This is a genomic window from Mycobacterium sp. 20KCMC460 (assembly GCF_022179425.1).
GTDB lineage: Bacteria > Actinomycetota > Actinomycetes > Mycobacteriales > Mycobacteriaceae > Mycobacterium > Mycobacterium kiyosense.
Genome location: NZ_AP025524.1, coordinates 5,872,273 through 5,890,803 on the forward strand (window position 1 = coordinate 5,872,273; position 18,531 = coordinate 5,890,803).

General features: G+C 68.3%; 17 protein-coding genes. 9 read left to right on the forward strand and 8 right to left on the reverse strand.

Annotated features, from left to right (window positions below; all coding sequences use genetic code 11):
• The first annotated feature begins 79 nt into the window (after positions 1–79).
• Entirely contained in the window at positions 80–2,146 is a 2,067-nt protein-coding gene (locus MKCMC460_RS27055; protein WP_370653202.1) for an LCP family protein, read from the forward strand.
• 56 nt (positions 2,147–2,202) lie between these two features.
• Complete coding sequence (gene phoU, locus MKCMC460_RS27060) at positions 2,203–2,868, forward strand: phosphate signaling complex protein PhoU (protein WP_236978179.1); 666 nt, start codon at positions 2,203–2,205, stop codon at positions 2,866–2,868.
• On the opposite strand, the gene pstB is transcribed toward phoU, so the two are convergent.
• From pstB to MKCMC460_RS27090, 6 genes are all read right to left on the reverse strand, one after another.
• Positions 2,865–3,641: a phosphate ABC transporter ATP-binding protein PstB gene (gene pstB / locus MKCMC460_RS27065; RefSeq protein WP_236978180.1), complete on the reverse strand. Its 777-nt coding sequence runs from the start codon at positions 3,639–3,641 to the stop codon at positions 2,865–2,867. The genes phoU and pstB overlap by 4 nt on opposite strands.
• Positions 3,642–3,652: 11 nt before the next feature.
• Positions 3,653–4,570, reverse strand: coding sequence for a phosphate ABC transporter permease PstA (gene pstA / locus MKCMC460_RS27070; protein ID WP_236978181.1), 918 nt, complete (start codon positions 4,568–4,570; stop codon positions 3,653–3,655).
• Positions 4,567–5,610: a phosphate ABC transporter permease subunit PstC gene (pstC, locus tag MKCMC460_RS27075; RefSeq protein WP_370653203.1), complete on the reverse strand. Its 1,044-nt coding sequence runs from the start codon at positions 5,608–5,610 to the stop codon at positions 4,567–4,569. Before pstC ends, pstA begins: the two co-directional genes overlap by 4 nt.
• Positions 5,611–5,691: 81 nt before the next feature.
• Positions 5,692–6,762 carry a phosphate ABC transporter substrate-binding protein PstS gene (gene pstS / locus MKCMC460_RS27080; protein WP_238306053.1) on the reverse strand — a complete coding sequence of 357 codons (1,071 nt, stop codon included), beginning with the start codon at positions 6,760–6,762 and terminating at the stop codon, positions 5,692–5,694.
• Positions 6,763–6,909: 147 nt separating this feature from the next.
• Positions 6,910–7,818 (reverse strand): mycothiol synthase, encoded by a 909-nt coding sequence (gene mshD / locus MKCMC460_RS27085; RefSeq protein ID WP_236978182.1) that lies wholly within the window; start codon positions 7,816–7,818, stop codon positions 6,910–6,912.
• Positions 7,815–8,579 (reverse strand): response regulator transcription factor, encoded by a 765-nt coding sequence (locus MKCMC460_RS27090; protein WP_236978183.1) that lies wholly within the window; start codon positions 8,577–8,579, stop codon positions 7,815–7,817. Before MKCMC460_RS27090 ends, mshD begins: the two co-directional genes overlap by 4 nt.
• A gap of 254 nt (positions 8,580–8,833) precedes the next feature.
• On the opposite strand from MKCMC460_RS27090, the gene lmeA reads away from it, so the two are divergent.
• The 6 genes from lmeA (at position 8,834) to MKCMC460_RS27120 (ending at position 16,007) form a co-directional block, all read left to right on the forward strand.
• A complete protein-coding gene (lmeA, locus tag MKCMC460_RS27095; protein ID WP_236978184.1) occupies positions 8,834–9,670 on the forward strand; it encodes a mannan chain length control protein LmeA in 837 nt (278 codons plus the stop codon).
• A gap of 336 nt (positions 9,671–10,006) precedes the next feature.
• On the forward strand, positions 10,007–10,840 hold the full coding sequence (locus MKCMC460_RS27100) for a sulfurtransferase (RefSeq protein WP_236978185.1): 834 nt from the start codon (positions 10,007–10,009) through the stop codon (positions 10,838–10,840).
• Between the two features lies 1 nt (position 10,841).
• Positions 10,842–11,144, forward strand: a complete 303-nt coding sequence (locus MKCMC460_RS27105; protein WP_236978186.1) for a DUF1416 domain-containing protein — start codon at positions 10,842–10,844, stop codon at positions 11,142–11,144.
• A gap of 129 nt (positions 11,145–11,273) precedes the next feature.
• The gene (locus tag MKCMC460_RS27110) at positions 11,274–11,942 is read left to right on the forward strand and encodes an FABP family protein (protein WP_236978189.1); all 669 of its coding nucleotides are present in this window, start codon (positions 11,274–11,276) and stop codon (positions 11,940–11,942) included.
• A gap of 8 nt (positions 11,943–11,950) precedes the next feature.
• On the forward strand, positions 11,951–14,329 hold the full coding sequence (locus MKCMC460_RS27115; protein WP_236978191.1) for a hypothetical protein: 2,379 nt from the start codon (positions 11,951–11,953) through the stop codon (positions 14,327–14,329).
• A 133-nt stretch (positions 14,330–14,462) separates the two neighbouring features.
• Complete coding sequence (locus MKCMC460_RS27120) at positions 14,463–16,007, forward strand: sensor domain-containing protein (protein WP_236978193.1); 1,545 nt, start codon at positions 14,463–14,465, stop codon at positions 16,005–16,007.
• Positions 16,008–16,247: 240 nt separating this feature from the next.
• Here the strand turns inward: MKCMC460_RS27120 and MKCMC460_RS27125 are convergent, their stop codons facing one another.
• Together MKCMC460_RS27125 and MKCMC460_RS27130 are read right to left on the reverse strand one after the other, a co-directional pair.
• A complete protein-coding gene (locus MKCMC460_RS27125) occupies positions 16,248–17,114 on the reverse strand; it encodes an aminodeoxychorismate lyase (protein ID WP_236984443.1) in 867 nt (288 codons plus the stop codon).
• Between the two features lie 20 nt (positions 17,115–17,134).
• The gene (locus MKCMC460_RS27130) at positions 17,135–17,299 is read right to left on the reverse strand and encodes a hypothetical protein (protein ID WP_238305071.1); all 165 of its coding nucleotides are present in this window, start codon (positions 17,297–17,299) and stop codon (positions 17,135–17,137) included.
• 15 nt (positions 17,300–17,314) lie between these two features.
• Here MKCMC460_RS27130 and MKCMC460_RS27135 point away from each other — a divergent pair, with 15 nt between their 5' ends.
• Entirely contained in the window at positions 17,315–18,409 is a 1,095-nt protein-coding gene (locus MKCMC460_RS27135; protein WP_236978195.1) for a folate-binding protein YgfZ, read from the forward strand.
• Positions 18,410–18,531: the final 122 nt, after the last annotated feature.

Consider the following 18,531-nt stretch of genomic DNA (forward strand, 5'->3'; position numbering starts at 1 on the left):
CGGCGATAAGGACGCCACTCCTGACCCTCGGCGCAGCTCCGGCAGCGGTAATGACTTCAGTACCGCAAACCCGCACCAGATGCCAGGCGCCGCGCCGTGGGAGCGCTTCTCCGCGCCGGTGGTGGACGAAGAACTGTGCCGGTGGTCGCCCAAACCGCGCCCGAAGGAGCCGACCGAGCACACCGCCACGCCGTCCGGGGACGCCGGCGGCCGCACCAGCGGCGCGCTGAGCGTCGCCGAGCTGATCGCCAGGCTCGGCGCCACGCTGCCGGAGCGCCCCACCCACCATCACGTGGCCGACGAGCCGGAGCCGGCCGGCGAGCAACCGGAAACCGAGCCCGAACCGGAACCGGAACCAGAGCCCGCCGAGATCGACCTGTCCGACACCCAGGTCCTGCCGATCCCCGCCTACTCACTGCAGCTGCAATCCGAGTTGCCCGACCTCGGCGCCACCAACTACCCGGCCGACTCCGCCGAGGAAGACCTGGCCCCGAAGCGACGGCTCAGGCGGTTCGGCAAGACGGCGCCCGCCACCGGCCGCCCCCCGAAGAACCGCGAGCCCAAGCAGCGAAACCGTCGACACCGGATCCTGATCGCGGGCCGCGCATTGGCCGTCGTCATCGCCATGATGTCGCTGGCGATGACCGGCGGTGCCTACCAATGGAGCGCGTCGAAGAACAACAAGCTGAATACCGTCAGCGCGCTGGATCCGCAGTCGACCGACATCGTCGATCCCAACGCGCAATACGGTGACGAGAACTTCCTGATCGTCGGCATGGACTCCCGGCTGGGTGCCAACGCCAACGTCGGGGCCGGCGACGCCGACGACGCCGGTGGCGCCCGGTCGGACACCGTCATGCTGGTCAACATCCCGGCCAACCGGCAGCGGGTGGTCGCCGTCTCGTTCCCCCGCGACCTGGCGATCAGCCCGATCCAATGCGAGGCGTGGAATCCCGAGACCGGCAAGTACGGCCCCATCTACGACCCCAAGACCAAAACCACCGGCCCACGGATGGTCTACACCGAGACCAAGCTGAACTCCGCCTTCTCCTTCGGCGGACCCAAGTGTCTGGTCAAGGTCATCCAGAAGCTCTCGGGCCTGAGCGTGAACCGCTTCATCGCCATTGACTTCGTCGGTTTCGGCCGGATGGTCGAGGCGCTCGGCGGGGTGGAGGTATGTAGCACCACGCCGCTGAAGGACTACGAGCTGGGCACGGTGCTCGAGCACGCCGGGCGGCAGGTCATCGACGGACCCACCGCGCTGAGCTACGTGCGTGCCCGCCAGGTGACCACCGAGGTGAACGGCGACTACGGACGCATCAAGCGGCAGCAGCTGTTCCTGTCGTCGCTGCTGCGCACGATGATCTCCGAGGACACGTTGATGAACCTCAACAAGCTCAACAACGTCGTCAACATGTTCATCGGCAACAGTTACGTCGACAACGTCAAGACCAGAGACCTGGTCGAACTCGGACGCTCGCTGCAGCACATGGCCGCCGGCCACGTCACGTTCGTCACCGTCCCCACCGGGGTCACCGACCAGGACGGCAACGAGCCGCCCCGCACGGCCGACATGAAAGCGTTGTTCGCGGCCATCATCAACGACGATCCGCTGCCCAAGGAGAACGACAACAACGCCCAGAGCCTGGGCAACTCAGCGGCGTCGGGCGGGGCCAGCTCGCCGTCGCCCGCCAAGAAGCCTCCGGCCAACCCGTCCAACGAGACCCGCCACGAGCAGGTGACCACGACCTCGCCGCAAGAGGTCACCGTGCAGGTCTCCAACGGGACCAGTACCGAGGGGCTGGCCGCCACCGCCGCCGGCCAGCTCAAGCGCAACGGCTTCAACGTCATGACGCCCGACGACTACCCGAACGCGCTCAAGGCCACCACCGTGTTCTTCTCGCCGGGCAACGAGCAGGCGGCCGCCACCGTGGCTGCGGCCTTCGGCAACTCGAAGACCGAGCGGGTCACCGGGATCGGCTCCGTGGTTCAGGTGGTCCTGGGCGCCGACTTCAGCACCGTGAGCGCACCCCCGCCCAGCGGCTCGTCGGTGAGCATGCAGATCACCCGCGGCACCGTCAGCACGCCCACCAAGCTGCCCGAAGACCTCACGATCACCAACGCCGCCGACACCAGCTGCGAATAACCTGTAGGTGAGCGGCATGCCTCCGTTTGACCTGATTGGACCGTAGGCTTTACCCCATGCGGACCGCGTATCACGAGCAACTCAACGAACTGTCGCAACGGCTCGGGCAGATGTGCGGGCTGGCGGGTGCGGCGATGGAACGGGCCACCCAGGCTCTCTTGCAGGCCGACCTGGTGCTGGCCGAACAAGTGATCTCCGACCACGAACAAATCTCAGCGCTCAGCACCCAGGCCGAAGAGAGCGCGTTCGTGCTGCTGGCCCTGCAAGCGCCGGTCGCCGGCGACCTGAGGTCCATCGTGAGCGCGATCCAGATCGTCGCCGACATCGACCGGATGGGCGCGCTGGCCCTGCACGTGGCCAAGATCGCCCGGCGCCGCCATCCCCAACACGCCCTGCCCGAAGAGGTGAACGGCTATTTCGCCGAAATGGGAAGGGTCGCAGTCGAACTGGGCAACAGCGCGCAGGAGGTGCTGATATCCCGCGACCCCGAGAAGGCCGCGCGGATCCGCGAAGAAGACGACGCGATGGACGACCTGCACCGGCACCTGTTCAGCGTGCTGATGGACCGCGAATGGCGCTACGGGGTGGCGGCCGCCGTCGACGTGACGTTGCTGGGCCGGTTCTACGAGCGCTTCGCCGACCATGCCGTCGAGGTCGCGCGCCGGGTCATCTTTCAGGCCACCGGCAAATTCGAGGACGACCTCCCGACCGCGTCCGGCTAGCCGAACCGGCCGGAAATGTAGTCCTCGGTGGCTTTCTGGGTGGGGTTGGAGAAGATCTTCTCGGTGTCGTCGATCTCGACCAAGCGGCCGGGTTTTCCCTGCGATTCCAGGTTGAAGAACGCCGTCTGATCGCTCACCCGGGCGGCCTGCTGCATGTTGTGGGTGACGATCACGATGGTGTAGTCCTGCTTGAGTTCGCTGATCAGTTCTTCGATCGCCATCGTCGAGATCGGGTCCAGCGCCGAGCACGGTTCGTCCATCAGCAACACGTCGGGTTGCACCGCGATGGCCCGCGCGATGCAAAGTCGCTGCTGCTGCCCACCGGACAAGCCGCCGCCGGGCCGGTCCAGCCTGTCCTTCACCTCGTCCCACAGGTTCGCCCCGCGCAGCGAATGTTCCGCGGTCTCGTTGAGTACCTTGCGATTTCGGACACCCTGCAACTTCAGACCGGCCACCACGTTGTCGCGGATCGACATGGCCGGGAACGGGTTCGGCCGCTGGAACACCATTCCGATCGCCCGGCGCACCCCCACCGGGTCGATGCGGGTCCCGTAGATGTCTTCGTCGTCGAGCATCACGCTGCCTTCGACCCGCGCGCCCGGAATCACCTCGTGCATCCGGTTCAGGGTGCGCAACACCGTCGTCTTGCCACAGCCCGACGGCCCGATGAACGCTGTGACGCTGCGCGGCAGCACCGACAGCGAGACATCGGCGACCGCGTGAAACGAGCCGTAATAGATGTTGACCTCTTTGAGGTCCAACCGTTTGGCCACGGCAAACTCCCCTAACTACGACTTCTCGGGTCAAAGATCTTCGCCACCACTCTGGCTCCCACGTTGATCATCCCAATCAATACGATCAGTGTCAGGCCAGCGCCCCACAACCGCTCGGTGGAGACCGGATCCGCGCCCGCCCCCGCCGTCGTCTGGAAATACATCATTCCGGGCAACGTCCCGATGAACCCGCTGAATACGTCGAAATTCATCGCGCGGGAGTAACCCACCAGGATCAGCAACGGTGCCGTCTCCCCCAGCACGCGGGCCAACGCCAGCAGGATGCCCGTCAATATGCCGGACCGGCCGGTGGGCAGCACCACCCGTGTGATCGTCTTCCACTTCGTCACTCCCAGCGCATAACTGGCCTCGCGCAGGTCGACCGGAACAATCCGCAACATCTCCTCGGTCGCGCGGACGATCACCGGCAGCATCAACAGCACCAACGCCAGCGAAACCGCGAACTCCGAACGAGGCAGACCCATCGCCGAAACCCACACCGCATAGATGAACAGCGCGGCAACCATCGAGGGAACGCCGGCCAAGATGTCCACCATGAAGCTGACCAGCCGCCCCAACGGGCTGCAGCCGCCGTATTCCACCAGGTAGATCCCCACCAAGACACCGATCGGAATGGACATCGCCGCACACATCAACCCGAGCAGCAGGGTGCCCACGATCGCGTGGTAGGCACCCCCGCCCGGTTCGAAGGCCGTGGTACCCGCCTGCGAATGGGTCCACCAGACGCTCGAGGTCAGCGAGCGAAACCCACGGACGACCACTGACCACAACACCCAGATCAACGGCGCCAACGCGATCAGCATCGCCGACGTCACCAACACGGTGGCGACGGAGTCGGCGAGACGACGCCGCCGGCTGATGCCCGAGATTCGGCGCCACTTCAGCGGGCGATCCAGCATCGAGGTCATCGGAGTTCCCTGCCGCCCCGGGTTCCGGCCACCACCGCGCGCGCCAGCGCGTTGACCACGAACGTGAGCAGGAAAAGCACCAGACCGGCGGCGATGTAGGCGCCGGCCTTATATGGATTGTCGAACTCGGGCGCCGCCGCGGCGATCTTGGTGGCGAAGGTGGAACCGCCGTCGAACAGCGACCAGCCGAACGCCTCCTGCGTACCGCGCAAGATGATCAGCAGCGCCATCGTTTCACCCAGGGCGCGGCCCAAACCCAAAATCGCGCCGCTGACGAATCCCGACCGGCCGAACGGCAGCACGGTCGTCTTGACCACCTCCCAACGGGTGGCGCCCAGCGCCAGCGCGGCCTCGATCTCCTCATGCGGTGTCTGCACGAACACTTCGCGGGTGACCGCAGTGATGATCGGCAGGATCATCACCGCCAGCACCATCCCGCCGGTGAAAATCGTGCCGCCACCGGACACCGAGGCGTTGCCGGTGGCGAACAGGAAGCAACCACCCAGGTGGGCGTTCAGCCAGGTGGCGACCGGCCGCAGCTGAGGCGCCAGCACGTACAGTCCCCAGACGCCGTAGATGATCGACGGCACCGCGGCCAACAGATCGACCAGGTAGGACATCGGCCCGCCGAGCCGGCGCGGCGCGTACTGGGTGAGGTAGATCGCCACCCCGAGCGCCACCGGCATCGCCACGAGCAGGGCGAACACCGCCACCAGCACGGTGACCTGCAGCAATTCGAAGATCCCGAACCGCATCGCCGAGGTATCCGCGGTAGACCAGCTTCCGGCGTAGGTGAAGAAGTTCACCCGGTTGCGCGCCAACGCCGGAAGCGCGCTGGCCGACAGGAACATGCCGATGGCGGCGATCAGCACCACGATGAGCACACCGGCGCCCTCCGCCAGCCGACGGAAGATCCGGTCGCCCAGCGACGGCCGAGTATGGCCCCACGGACTGATCGGAACGACCGGTGGTTCCGGGTATGGCGCAGCGACCACCTCACCCGAACCCGCAGCGGCTGGGTCTGGAATCGTCACTGCTATCCCGTCGCTCCCGTATCCCGCGGCTCGGCCGATCCTCGGCAGCCCACTTGTGCGCGTGCCCGGGTCATCCGTGGTCGAAAGTCACTGCAGTGCGTTGATCGCGGCGACCAGGCGCTCCTTGAGCGTATCGGGCAACGGCACATAACCGGCGGACGGAAGCTCGGTTTGGCCGTGATCGACAGCGGTGGTGAGGAACGCTCTGACAGCGGCGGCGGTGTCGGCGTCGTATCCCCTGGAACACACCACCTCGTAGGTGGCCATCACCAGGGGATACGCGGCCGGGTCCTGGATTCGGTAGATCGAGCTCAGCTCCAGCACGAGGTCGTGGCCGGAGGCGGCGAACGTGACGGAGCGGACGGCGTTGCGGGCGGTGTCGTCGCTGAGCGGCACGACACCGTTGCCGTTGTCGATCTGCGCGAACGGCACGCCGGCCCGATCCGCGAAACCTTTCTCCACATATCCGATCGCTCCCGGGGTGGACTGCACCGCCTGGATCACCCCGCCGGAGCGCTGCGCTCCTTCGCCGACCCCGCCCTGAAACTCGGTGCCCACCCCTTTGGTCCAGCTCTGCGGGGCGGCTGCGGTCAGGTACTTCTGGAAATTGTCAGTAGTGCCCGAGGAATCCTTGCGGTAGATCGACGTGATCCTGGTGTGCGGCAGGGCCACACCGGGATTGAGCGCGATCAGGATCGGGTCGTCCCACATCCGGATTCCGCCACTGAAAATCTTGGCCGCCGCGTCGGCGTCCAGGACCAGCTTCGAAACGCCAGTCAGGTTGTACACCAACGCAATTGGTCCGAAAACCAGGGGCAGGTCCCACGCCGGATTGCCGCCGCAGCGGCTGGCGGCCGGCCCGATCTGGGTGGCAACCAGCGGCGAGTCCGAGCCGGCGAAGTCGACGTGGCCGGCGATGAATTGTTCGCGCCCGGCACCAGACCCCGTCCCGTTGTAGGCGACCTGCTTGCCCGGGCACAGCTGACCCCACACCTTGTTGAACAACCCCATCGCGTTCTGCTGGGCGGTCGACCCCTCGGCGGTCACCACGTTCTTTCCGCCGCATGACCCGGCCCCGGCAGCGGCACCGGACATTCCGGTTGTGCCGCGATTGTCGTCGCTGCCGCAGCCGGTCACGACGGCACCGCACACCGTCATGGTCGCCACCAAAGCAGCCGTCGTCCTGAGTATCGAACCGGGTTTCACCAACCCCACTTCCCCAACGCCTCGCCACGGTCGGCCGGCGGACTGGCCGCCCCCTGGTTCATTGCCAACCCGCGGGCAAAGTATGCGCGCCGGCGAAGATCAGCCGGCGCCCGCCGCGTACGCGGTGTCGACGCTGTAGACCACAAAGCCCGTCTTCTGGTAGGTCCGCACCGCGGCGAGGTTGTCGGACTCCACGTAGAGCAGCGCGGTCGGCTCGGGCTTGTCGGCGAGCCGCTGCGCCAACGACGCCAGGCCGATCGCCGTCAATGCCTGACCCAGACCGCGGCCCTGCGCCGCGGGATCGACACCCAGTACATAGACCTCACCCAGGCCCGCGGGATCGGGATGCACCTTGGTCCAGTGGAAGCCCAGCAGCGTGTCGTCTGCCCCGAAAGCCAGGAACAATCCGTCCGGATCGAACCACGGCTCGCTGCGCCGCTCATCCAAGTCGCGTTCGGTCCAACCGCCCTGCTCGGGATGGTAGGAGAATGCGGCGTTGTTGACCCGCAGCAGTTCGGCGTCATCGGACGGCCCGGCATAACTGCGAATCCGCACCCCGGGAAGCTGCACCGGGCCCGGTTGTCCGGTCCGCAGGGGTCGGCGCATCTGGAGCAGCTCCCGGACCGGAACCAAACCCAACGCCGCCGCGGTCGCGCGGGCCGGCTGGAGGGTGCCGTGCGCCCAGAACTGGTTGTTCCCCTGGGTTTTCTCCAGTGCCGCGCGCGCCAGGGCGGCGCCGACGCCACGCCCCCGGTTCCGCGGATGCACCACCAGCTCAGCCATCGCGGGAGAAGCCTCCCGGGCCGGGCTGAGGTTCAGATATCCGATGACCGAACCGTCAGCTGTATCCGTGGCCAGCAGATGGCCGGTGCGCCCGTGCGGCAACTCCCGAAGCACCTGTTCGCCTACCGGCGCAACACCATCGAATTCTGTTGCCGCATCGATTAATTCGCGAATCGTCCGCTGTTCGTCGGCGGTCGGGGCCGAGCGCCAGCCCAGTGTCGTCACTGACTGCGCAGCGGGTCGGCGAGGGGGTCGGCCAGACCGTCGCCGCTGGGATCCGCAGCCGAATCGTCGTCGGCGGATGCAGTTCTGCCGCGGGCCGGGCGGACCGCCTTGTAGCCGACGTTGCGCACCGTGCCGATCAGCGCTTCGTGCTCGGAGCCGAGTTTGGCCCGCAGCCGACGCACGTGCACGTCGACGGTGCGGGTGCCGCCGAAGAAGTCGTAGCCCCAAACCTCGTGCAGCAACTGCGCGCGCGTGAAGACCCGCCCGGCATGCTGCGCCAGATACTTCAACAGTTCGAACTCTTTATAGGTCAGGTCCAGCGGACGGCCACGCAGGCGGGCGGTGTACGTACCCTCGTCGATCACCAGCTCGCCCAGACTGACCTTGCCGACGCTCTCCTGATCCGCCAGGCCGCCGCGCCGACCGACGACCAGCCGCAGCCGGGCGTCGACCTCGGCGGGACCGGTGGTGGGCAACAGAATCTCGTCCAGCCCCCAGTCGGCGCTGACGGCCACCAGACCACCCTCGCTGACCACCGCCAGCACCGGCACCGACCGGCCCGCCGTGCTCAGCAGCCGGCACAGTCCCCGCGCCGCCGACAGGTCGTTGCGCGCATCGACGAGCACGACGTCGGCGTTACCCGCCTCCAGCAACGAAGAGGCCTCCGCGGGCGCTGTCCGCACGGTATGAGGGAGCAGCGACAGCGACGGCAGGACCGGGTCGGGATACAGCTCCGAGGTCAGCAGTAGTAGCTCCAACAAGCCCCTCCAGCGTCGTGGGCAAGGCCTCCAGACTCATCGCGAAATATGACGTTAGCGGCCAGAACATCTAACGATAACTTGCAACCTGGCCTTTTGCCTCGCGACGCAGCCCGCACGGACGGGCTGCAACCGCGACCGGACCAGCGGGTTCCGACCGGATGAGAAGGCCCGGCGGGGTTAGGTCGCCGCATGCCAGGCACTTTGACCTAGCGGCGCCGCGGCACCCGGCCGGGCTCGGCTGTGATCAATACAACATGGGCGACCGGCGGTGTCACAATGTCCGGGTGCGCAAGATCCTGCTCGGTGCAACCGCCGCGGCGATCACGATCGGCGTCGTCGGGCTGGGCGCCGTCGGCGTCGACTTCGGCGCCAGCATCTACGCCGAATACCGGCTATCGCGGGCCGTCCGCGACGCTGCCGACCTGGGCACCGACCCCTTCGTAGCCATCCTGAGCTTCCCGTTCATCCCGCAGGCGATGCGCCGCCACTACAACGAGCTGGAGATCAAAGCCAACGCCGTCAACCAGCCGAAGGTCGGCAAGGCCACCCTCGAGGCCACCATGCACTCCATCGGCCTCACCGACGCGTCCTGGCTGATCCGACCGGACGCCAAACTGCCGGTGGGCGAGCTGGAGAGCAGGATCATCATCGATTCGGTGCACCTGGGCCGATACCTGGGGATCACCGACCTGATGGTCGAGGCGCCGCCCCAGGAGTCCAACGACGCCACCGGCGGCACCACCGAATCGGGCATCTCGGGCAACCACGGCCTGGTGTTCAGCGGCACACCGACGTCGGCGAAATTCGACCACCGGGTCAGCGTCTCGGTGGATCTGTCCATCGCCGCCGACGACCCCGCGACCCTGGTGATCACCCCCACCGGTGTGCTGCTCGGCCCCGAAACCGCCGATCAGCCGGTCCCCGCCGACCAGCGCGACGCGGTGCTGCGCGCCTTCAGCAGCAGGTTATCCAGCCAGAAGCTGCCGTTCGCGGTGGCCCCAAACACCGTCGGCGCCCGCGGTTCCGACGTCATCATCGAAGGCATCACCCGTGACGTGACGGTCACACTCGACGATTTCCGTCAGCCGTGACCCCCGGCCACCCGCAATTGGCCTGATCACCATGCCATTAGGTAAGCTGGCCGGCGTGTCAACCCGCACCGAGCTTTCGCTCACCAAGTGCCGCGCAGTCGAACTGTGCCGCACCGCGGGTTGTTGCTGTTGCTGTAGCTGCTGAGTAGCCGCGCCGATCTGCGCAGCACTCGGAACAGCCCGGAGCCCCCACCGCGGCATGTCTCCCACGCGCAACAGGCATACCTAGGAGTAATCCGTGTCGAGCACCATCCCCACCCGAGTGCGCGGACGGCCGCGCCGAGCGGTCCGGTAGCGCCCGCACGTTCATCAGAAGAAATCGAAAGGATCCACACCATGGCACGCTCCGACGTCCTGGTCTCCGCCGAGTGGGCGGAGAAGAATCTGGATGCCGCAGGCGTCGTCTTCGTCGAGGTCGACGAGGACACCAGCGCTTACGACGGCGGTCATATCCCCGGCGCGGTCAAGCTGGACTGGCGAGACGACCTGCAGGACCCGGTCAAGCGGGACTTCGTCGACGCCGAGCAGTTCTCCAAGCTGTTGTCCGACCGCGGCATCGCCAACGACGACACGGTGATCATCTACGGCGGCAACAACAACTGGTTCGCCGCGTACGCGTACTGGTACTTCAAGCTGTACGGCCACCGCGACGTCAAGCTGCTCGACGGCGGCCGCAAGAAGTGGGAGCTCGACGGCCGCCCGCTGTCGTCCGAGCCGGTCAGCCGGCCCGCCACCTCCTACACCGCCGCGCCGCCGGACACCTCGATCCGCGCCTTCCGCGACGACGTGATCGCCGCCATCGGGGTCAAGAACCTGGTCGACGTCCGCTCCCCCGACGAGTTCTCAGGCAAGATCCTGGCTCCGGCCCACCTGCCCCAGGAGCAGAGCCAGCGGCCCGGCCACGTCCCGGGCGCCATCAACGTGCCGTGGAGCAAAGCGGCCAACGAGGACGGCACCTTCAAATCCGACGAGGAGCTGGCCAAGCTGTACGCCGACGCCGGGTTGGACGGCACGAAAGAGACGATTGCCTACTGTCGGATCGGGGAGCGTTCGTCGCACACCTGGTTCGTGCTGCAGGAATTGTTGGGCCACAAGAACGTCAAGAACTACGACGGCAGTTGGACGGAATACGGCTCCCTGGTGGGTGCCCCGATCGAGTTGGGAAGCTGACATGTGCTCTGCACCAAAGCAAGGACTGACATTGCCCGCCAGTGTCGACCTGGAGAAGGAAACGGTGATCACCGGCCGCGTCGTAGACCGGGACGGTCAGGCGGTCGGCGGAGCGTTCGTGCGTCTGCTGGACTCCTCCGACGAATTCACCGCCGAAGTGGTCGCCTCGGCCACCGGTGACTTCCGCTTCTTCGCCGCGCCGGGTTCGTGGACGCTGCGCGCGTTGTCCAGGGTGGGCAACGGCGACGCCGCGGTGACGCCGTCGGGGGCGGGCATCCACGAGGTGGACATCAAGATCGCCTGACGGCAACGCTCGCGGGCAGAATAGACTCGTCGCCGTGGTGCTGTTCTTCGAGATCATGCTGGTCCTGTCGACCGGGGTCATCTCCTGGTTTGCGCTGTACGCGCTGTACCGGCTGATCACCGACGAGTCGTGACGTCCAACGAGGGCGATGACGCGGTCGGCGACCTGGCGAGTTCGGGAGACCGGGCCGTCGCCGCCGCGGCCGAACGCGCCAAGCTGACCGCCGCGCGCAACATTCCCGCGTTCGACGACCTGCCGGTTCCGCCGGACACGGCGAACCTGCGTGAGGGCGCCAGCCTGCACGACGCGCTGCTGGCGCTGTTGCCGCTGGTCGGGGTGTGGCGCGGCGAGGGCGAGGGCCGCGGAACGCACGGCGACTACCGGTTCGGCCAGCAGATCGTGGTCTCCCACGACGGCGGCGACTACCTGATCTGGGAGGCCCGGTCCTGGCGGCTCGACGACGCCGGCGAATATGAAGAGCCCGGCCTGCGCGAAACCGGCTTCTGGCGCTTCGTCAGCGACCCCGACGATCCCACCGAGTCCACCGCGATCGAGTTGTTGCTGGCCCACTCGGCGGGGTACATCGAGTTGTTCTACGGCCGGCCCCTGACCCAGTCGTCGTGGGAACTGGCCACCGACGCCCTGGCCCGCAGCCGGTCCGGCGTGCTGGTCGGCGGCGCCAAGCGGCTGTACGGCATCGTCGAGGGCGGTGACCTCGGCTATGTCGAGGAGCGGGTGGACGCCGACGGCGCGCTGGTGCCGCACTTGTCGGCGCGGCTGACCCGATTCGTCGGCTGACCACCCGGATGCGCACCCGCAAGACGGCCCCGCCTCGGCTGCGGTGGGCGGTGTCCGCGCTCGCCGTGCTGTTGATCGGTTACCTCGCCGCGGTGGCGGCCCGGCCCGCCATCTTGGGCGCGCTGCCCGGCTGGCTGCGCTGGTTCGGCCGGCCCGGATCGATGGCGACGACCGCGATCGTGGTCGGCGTGCTGGTCACGGCCTGCGTGATGACGTTTCGCTCCAGTGCCAATCACCGGGTGGTGGGCGTTTCGTTCACCGTGATCGCTGCGCTCATCACGATGAGCGCGGTGCTGGGCCTCAGCGCGTACTGGGGCTGCCACGACACCAACCACCCCGCCGTCTTCACGCCGTTGATGTTGACGGCCCAGCTGATCAAGGGCAGCAGCAGCGACTACTCGCTCGGCGGCCACGTGTGCCCGGATCCCACCCCTGTCGGACTCGAATTAGCCCGGCTGGCAGCGGTTTCGGCGATCTTCACCGGTCTGGGCGGCGTGGTGGTCGGCGTGTTCCGATCCCAGGTGGACCGGCTGCGGGCCAATCTCGCCGACTCCGTCACGGCGGTCGTCGGCGTCGACGACGACACCGAGTCGATGGTCAGCGGCATCGCGCGGACGCTGGACCGGCGCAGCACGCTGGTGGTCATCACCGGCGCCAGCGACGACCGGGTGAACCGGGTCCGCAGGCTGGGCGCCCGGGTGGTGTTGGTGGACTTCAACACACCGTCCACCCTGGTGTCGCTGCGGCTGTGGCGCCACCTCGGCCGCCTCTACCTGATGGCGCCCGACCCCGCGGTCAACCTGCTGTGGCTGGACCTGATCAGCCGTCGACTCGCCGAGGTCGCCGACAAGCGCCGGCTGCCGCTGATCGTGCGTATCGACGACCCGTGGCTGGCCGAAGCCTGGCGAGCCCAGCAGTTCGGCGGATCCGACACCCGCTGGGCCGCCGACGTGGTGGGCAAGTACGAGGTGACCGCGGCCCGGCTGCTCGACGGCATCATCGCGACGGGCCGGATCAAGCGCGTGTTCGTCTGCGGCACTTCGCAATTGACCCTGGCACTGTGTGCGGATCTGACCCGGCGCGCCTTGGAGCGCGACTTCTACGCCCCGCCCGGAGCGCATCCGCTGCCCGCGCTGACCCTGGTCGAGAGGGACGCCGCGGAATACCTGCAGGATCATCAGTTCTACCGCCGGCAAGCGGGTTTCGCCTCCGACGGGCCGTCGATCGACGCCGTAGCGGAAGCGCCGAGCATTCCCACCGTGCTGCGACTGCTGGCCGACACCGAACCCACCACCTGCGCGGTGATCCTGGTCGACGCCCATACCGCGACCACCGGCACCCGGCTGGCGGCCCGCTTCCCCGACATGCCGGTCTACACCTCGGATCTGAACACCAGCATCGACGACGACTCGATTCAGGTGGTCGGCATGCTGCAGTCTTACTCGCTGGTGTTGGACACCCGCGAAGGGCAGGTGCAAGACGCCTGGGAACGCGCCGCGCGGCTGATTCACGAGCGTTATGTCGCCACCCTCGACCCCAGTTGGCCGCGTGGGCCGGCCGCGGTGCCGTGGGTCGAGCTCGACGAGTTCTACCGCGGCTCCAACCGTCGTCAGGTCCGCAACGCCCTGTGGATGGTCGAACAGATCGCCGGGCACACGTGGAACACCTGGGGCAGCCCGCCCGCGCAGTTGTCCGGCCGGCAGATGGCTGATTCGCCGCCGCTGGAGCAGCTGGCGATGATGGGTTTCGACGAAGCCTCGGCGCTGGCCATGGCGCGGGCCGAGCACGAAGACTGGTGCCGCTACTACCGCCGCAACGGCTGGAAGTACGGCACACCCCGCGACGACGCGCGCAAGATCCACGACAAGCTGGTGGACTGGTCGGTGGTCGAGAGCAACCCGGACCTGCTCGGCGCCGCCGTGCGCAGCCTGGCGGCCACGCTGTGGAGTCTGCGCCAGCTCGGTTACCGATCACGCCCGCTGTGGCGCTCGTTCACCCGGGTCGGCACGGTGGCCGCCGAACAACGGCACGAGGCGTGGACGTGGAAGTCGGACTCGGGGCAGACCATGCGCGCCGACGCCGGCGACTGGGAGGTCCGATGCGACGGCAAGACGTGGTCGGTGCGCGACGACATCTTCCACGCCACCTACGAACCGGCCGGCCCTGGCGACGAAGGCTTGTGGCGCCGCAAGGGCCGGGTGCAGGCGCGGCCGGCGCAGCCCGGCGAGACCGTCAACACCCTGGAAGGACCCACAACCGCGGCCGACGGCGACTGGGTGGTGCGCGGCGCGGAGGGTGAGCAGTGGCCGGTCCCGGGCCCTGAATTCGCGCGGCGGTACGCCGAGATCCATGCCCCGGCCGACGCCGCGGTCCCCGACCGGGATTGACCGCGCACGCCGTTCGCCCGATGACCGCCCCGGGTTTGCCGGAAGCCGGTCGCCCGGGAACGGAAATGCGCTACGGTCGCAGGACGGTTTTCACCGTATTGACTTCCCCCTGCCCTCAATTGAGGAGACCGCTGTGGCCATATTCATCAGCTATTCGAGCCAGGACAGAACGTCGCTGGACGCGCTGACGACCGCACTCAAGCGCGCTCAGCAGAAAGTCTGGTTCGACCAGGAGCTCGGCGGCGGCGACGCGTGGTGGAACGCCATCCTCGAGCAGATCCGTTCCTGCGACGTGTTCATCGTCGCGCTGTCCAACAACTGGCTGCAGTCCAAGCCAAGCCAGGCCGAGCTGCGTTACGCGCAGGCCCTGAACCGGCCGATACTGCCGGTCCAGGTGGGCCCGGTCGACAGCGTGCGCGTCAACCCCGTCTCCGCGCTGCAGATCATCGACTACCAGAACCCGACGGTGGACGCCGGGATCCAGTTGGTCACCGCCATCCACGGGCTGGCCGCCAAGGAGTCGCCGCTGCCGTCCCCGCTGCCCGACGAGCCGCCGCTGCCGTTCGGCTACATCATGCGCTTGGGCAACACCCTCTCGGAGAAGGAACTCACTCCGCAGCAGCAGCTGCAGCTGCTGGTCGAGTTGCGGTCGGGCCTCGACGAGGATGGCAGCGACCCCAGTGCCCGCAGCGACATCGCCCAGCTGCTGCGGATGCTGCGGATGCGCCATGACGTCACGTACCGCACCCGCACCGAGATCGACAATGTGCTGGCCGAGATCGAGGCCAAGGACGGCTCGCCGGCCGGCCCGAAACCACCGGCACCGGCCGCCACCGAAGCCGCCGCGCCCACCTCCGCCGCGCCCACACAGCCGGCTATCGCTGCGGCGCGCCCGGCGACCGGTTCGGGCACCGCGTCGGCTGCCGGTCCGGGTGGCGGATCCAGCAAGCGACTGCTCCTGATCGGCGGCGCCGCCCTGGCCGCCGTGGTGGCCGTGGTGCTGATCGTCGTCTTCGCTACCCAGGGTGGCGGTCGCAAGCCGGCCGCCAAACCGAGCGCGTCCAGCGCTGCGACGGCTGCCCCGGCGGGGGCTGGTGCTCAGAACGCCGACAAGCTCGATTCGTTTCTGCTCAGCGCCGCCGAAATCGGCACCATCATGGGCGATCCTGGTATGGCGGTCGCCGGTAAGACCGACGAGCTGCGCCCCAGCCCGGGCACCCTGTCCGCTCCCGAGTGCTTCGGAGCGTACGAACCATTGCTTCGCGAGTCCTACGAAGGCGCCGACGGCTTCGTCGCGGCGCGGGGTCAGGCGATCCAGACGCCGGGAGAGGACCCGGCGCACCGGACCTACGAGGCGGTGGTCGCGTTCGGGTCCGCCGAGAAGGCGCATGCGTTCGTGCAGGCGTCCGCGGACAAATGGCGGCCCTGCGCTGACCGGGCGGTGACCCTGACCACGCAGAAGCGGACCTTCGAGTGGACCTTCGGGCGCCTCGAGGGTGAACCGCGGAACAGAATCTGGATGGAGAAAGTGGAGACGGGCGGAGCGGGCCGCACCTGCCACCGTCTGTTGAGCGCGCAGACGGACGTGGTGGTCGACGTGCTGGCCTGCGCCGCGGCCGGGACGGAGAGCCCCGCCGGTAAGGTCGCCGATCAGATCGCGGCCAAGATCGAGCACTAGCCGGGCCGAGAAATGGAGCGGCCCCCGAGCCGTACTCCGGTTGGACAGACCGAAGACTCGGGGGCCGGGTGGCTGCGGGAAATTCGCCAGCGCGCGTTGATCGCTGACTCTTCCGAGCCATGCAGCTAGCGCGCAGCCACCTCACATGTCCATGCAGCTATCAATTTCGCGGACCACCTCCCTTCTTGTGTACGACCGACGCTACCGCGGCTTCCGTCCGCCGACAACAGATTTAACGCCTCAGCGATCGCTGACGATTGCGGCGTCGACCAGTTCGGCGAAGCGGTCGGCGAACGCGGCGCGAGGCAGCGGCCGACCGTCGAGGGTGTGCACGCGCGCCGCCAGCGTCATGCTGGAGATAAGCCAAATACCTTGGGCGGCAAACAGATCCGGTACGCGCAGGGCGCGATAGTCGCAGTCGTAGCCCTTGGCGCGAGCGACCTCGAAGAGCGCCTGCTGGGTGGTGCCGCGCAGGATGGGGAACCAGGGCGGCGGGGTGAGCAGGCACGGGTTGCCGTCGTCGCCTTCGGTGGCGATGACGACAGTGGACCGCGGGCCCTCCAGCACAAAGCCGTCGGTGCTGACGAAGACGACGTCGCCGGCGCCGTGACGGGCTGCGTGGCGTAACACCGCCATGTTGACCGCATAGGAGAGCGTCTTGGCGCCGGCCAACAGCCAGGGCATGGCGTCGATCCCCTTGGCCGGCAGCCCTCGGTCCAATGTGATCGCCGCTACGCCGTCGCGCCGCACCGCCGCGACCCGGTCCGGGACCGGGCTGACCGCGACGTAGGCGGTCGGCACGGTCGGCGCGCTCTCCCGGCCCCGGCTGTAGATCAGCCGCATCGCGGCTTCGTCGGCGCTGCTCGAGGTCCACTCGCAGGTCGCCGCGTCGATCGCGCGCCGCCAGGCCGGCAGATCCGGTGCGGGCAGCTCCATGAGTGCGGCGGATTGGGTCAGCCGCTGCAGGTGCGCCTCGATCAGGCAGGCCCGGCCGTCGCGCACCAGCAGCGTCTCGAACACCCCGTCACCGCGCACCGCGGCCAGATCGTCGGCGTGCAGCAGCGGTGTCGCGGGATCCAGGACTGCACCGTCAAGCGTGACCACCACTCCAGCCATGGAGTGAGAGCCTAACGACACCCGCCCGCCAGCCGCCCGCCACCGCCGTCAGCCGCCGCCATCCCGCCGCCCTCCCACGCCGCCCGCGGCCCGCCGCCCTCCCCCGAACGTTGCGCCAGCGTGACGGTGGGCGCCGAACGCCACGCTGACGTGACGCTCGGGGCGGTTGGAGGCAACCGTAGAGTTGACACATGAATCCAGTTCCCGCTCCGGATCCCGGACCCGACGCCGGCGCGATCTGGCATTTCGGCGATCCGCTGGGCGAGCAGCGGGCCGCCGAGACCGCGGCCGTGGTGGTGGATCGTTCGCACCGCGCGGTGCTGACCCTGACCGGCAAGGACCGGCAACCCTGGCTGCACAACATCTCCACCCAGCACGTCAGCGACCTGCCCGAGGGCGCAAGCACGCAGAACCTGAGCCTGGACGGCCAGGGCCGGGTCGAGGACCACTGGTTGCAGACCGAGCTGGGCGGCACCACCTACCTGGACACCGAACCGTGGCGGGGCGAGCCGCTGCTGAACTATCTGCGCAAGATGGTGTTCTGGTCCGAGGTCACCGTCGAGGCCGCCGACCTGGCGGTGCTGTCGCTGATCGGTCCGCAGCTAGCCGACCGGGGCGTGCTCGACGTCCTGGGGCTCGCAGCGCTGCCCGACGAATGGCGGGCCGTCCCGCTGGCCGGGGGCGGTTTCCTGCGGCGGGTGGCCGGCACGCCCGGCGGCCCACCCGAACTCGACCTGCTGGTACCCCGTGCAGAAGCGGCAGAGTGGCGGCAGCGTCTGACCGCGGCGGGCGTGCGCCCGGCCGGAGTGTGGGCCTATGAGGCGCACCGGGTGGCGGCCCTGCGGCCGCGGTTGGGCGTGGACACCGACGAACGCACCATCCCGCATGAAGTGCGCTGGATCGGCGGGCCGGGCGCAGGAGCCGTGCACCTGGACAAGGGGTGTTACCGCGGCCAGGAGACCGTCGCACGGGTGCATAACCTGGGCAAACCGCCGCGGATGCTGGTGTTGTTGCACCTGGATGGCTCGGCGGACCGGCCGTCGACCGGCGACGCGGTGCTGGCCGGTGGCCGGTCGGTGGGCCGGCTGGGCACGGTGGTCGAGCACGTCGATCTGGGTCCGGTGGCGCTGGCCCTGGTGAAGCGGGGCATACCCGGCGACACCGAATTGGCGACCGGCGCCGACGGCGCGGTGGCCGCGGTGATCGACCCCGAATCCCTGCCGCCGGCCGACGAGCTGGGCGCCGGACGCCTCGCGGTGGAGCGGCTGCGCGGCGGCGGCCGCTGATCTCGAGGGCCGTTAAGGCTAGCTGGCAGGGCGCGCCTACGTTAGGCCGCGCGGCACGGTAAGCTGTCGGCAGGACAATAACGACACTAAGAGATCGGAGCCGCCTACTCGTAGGCCGCTCC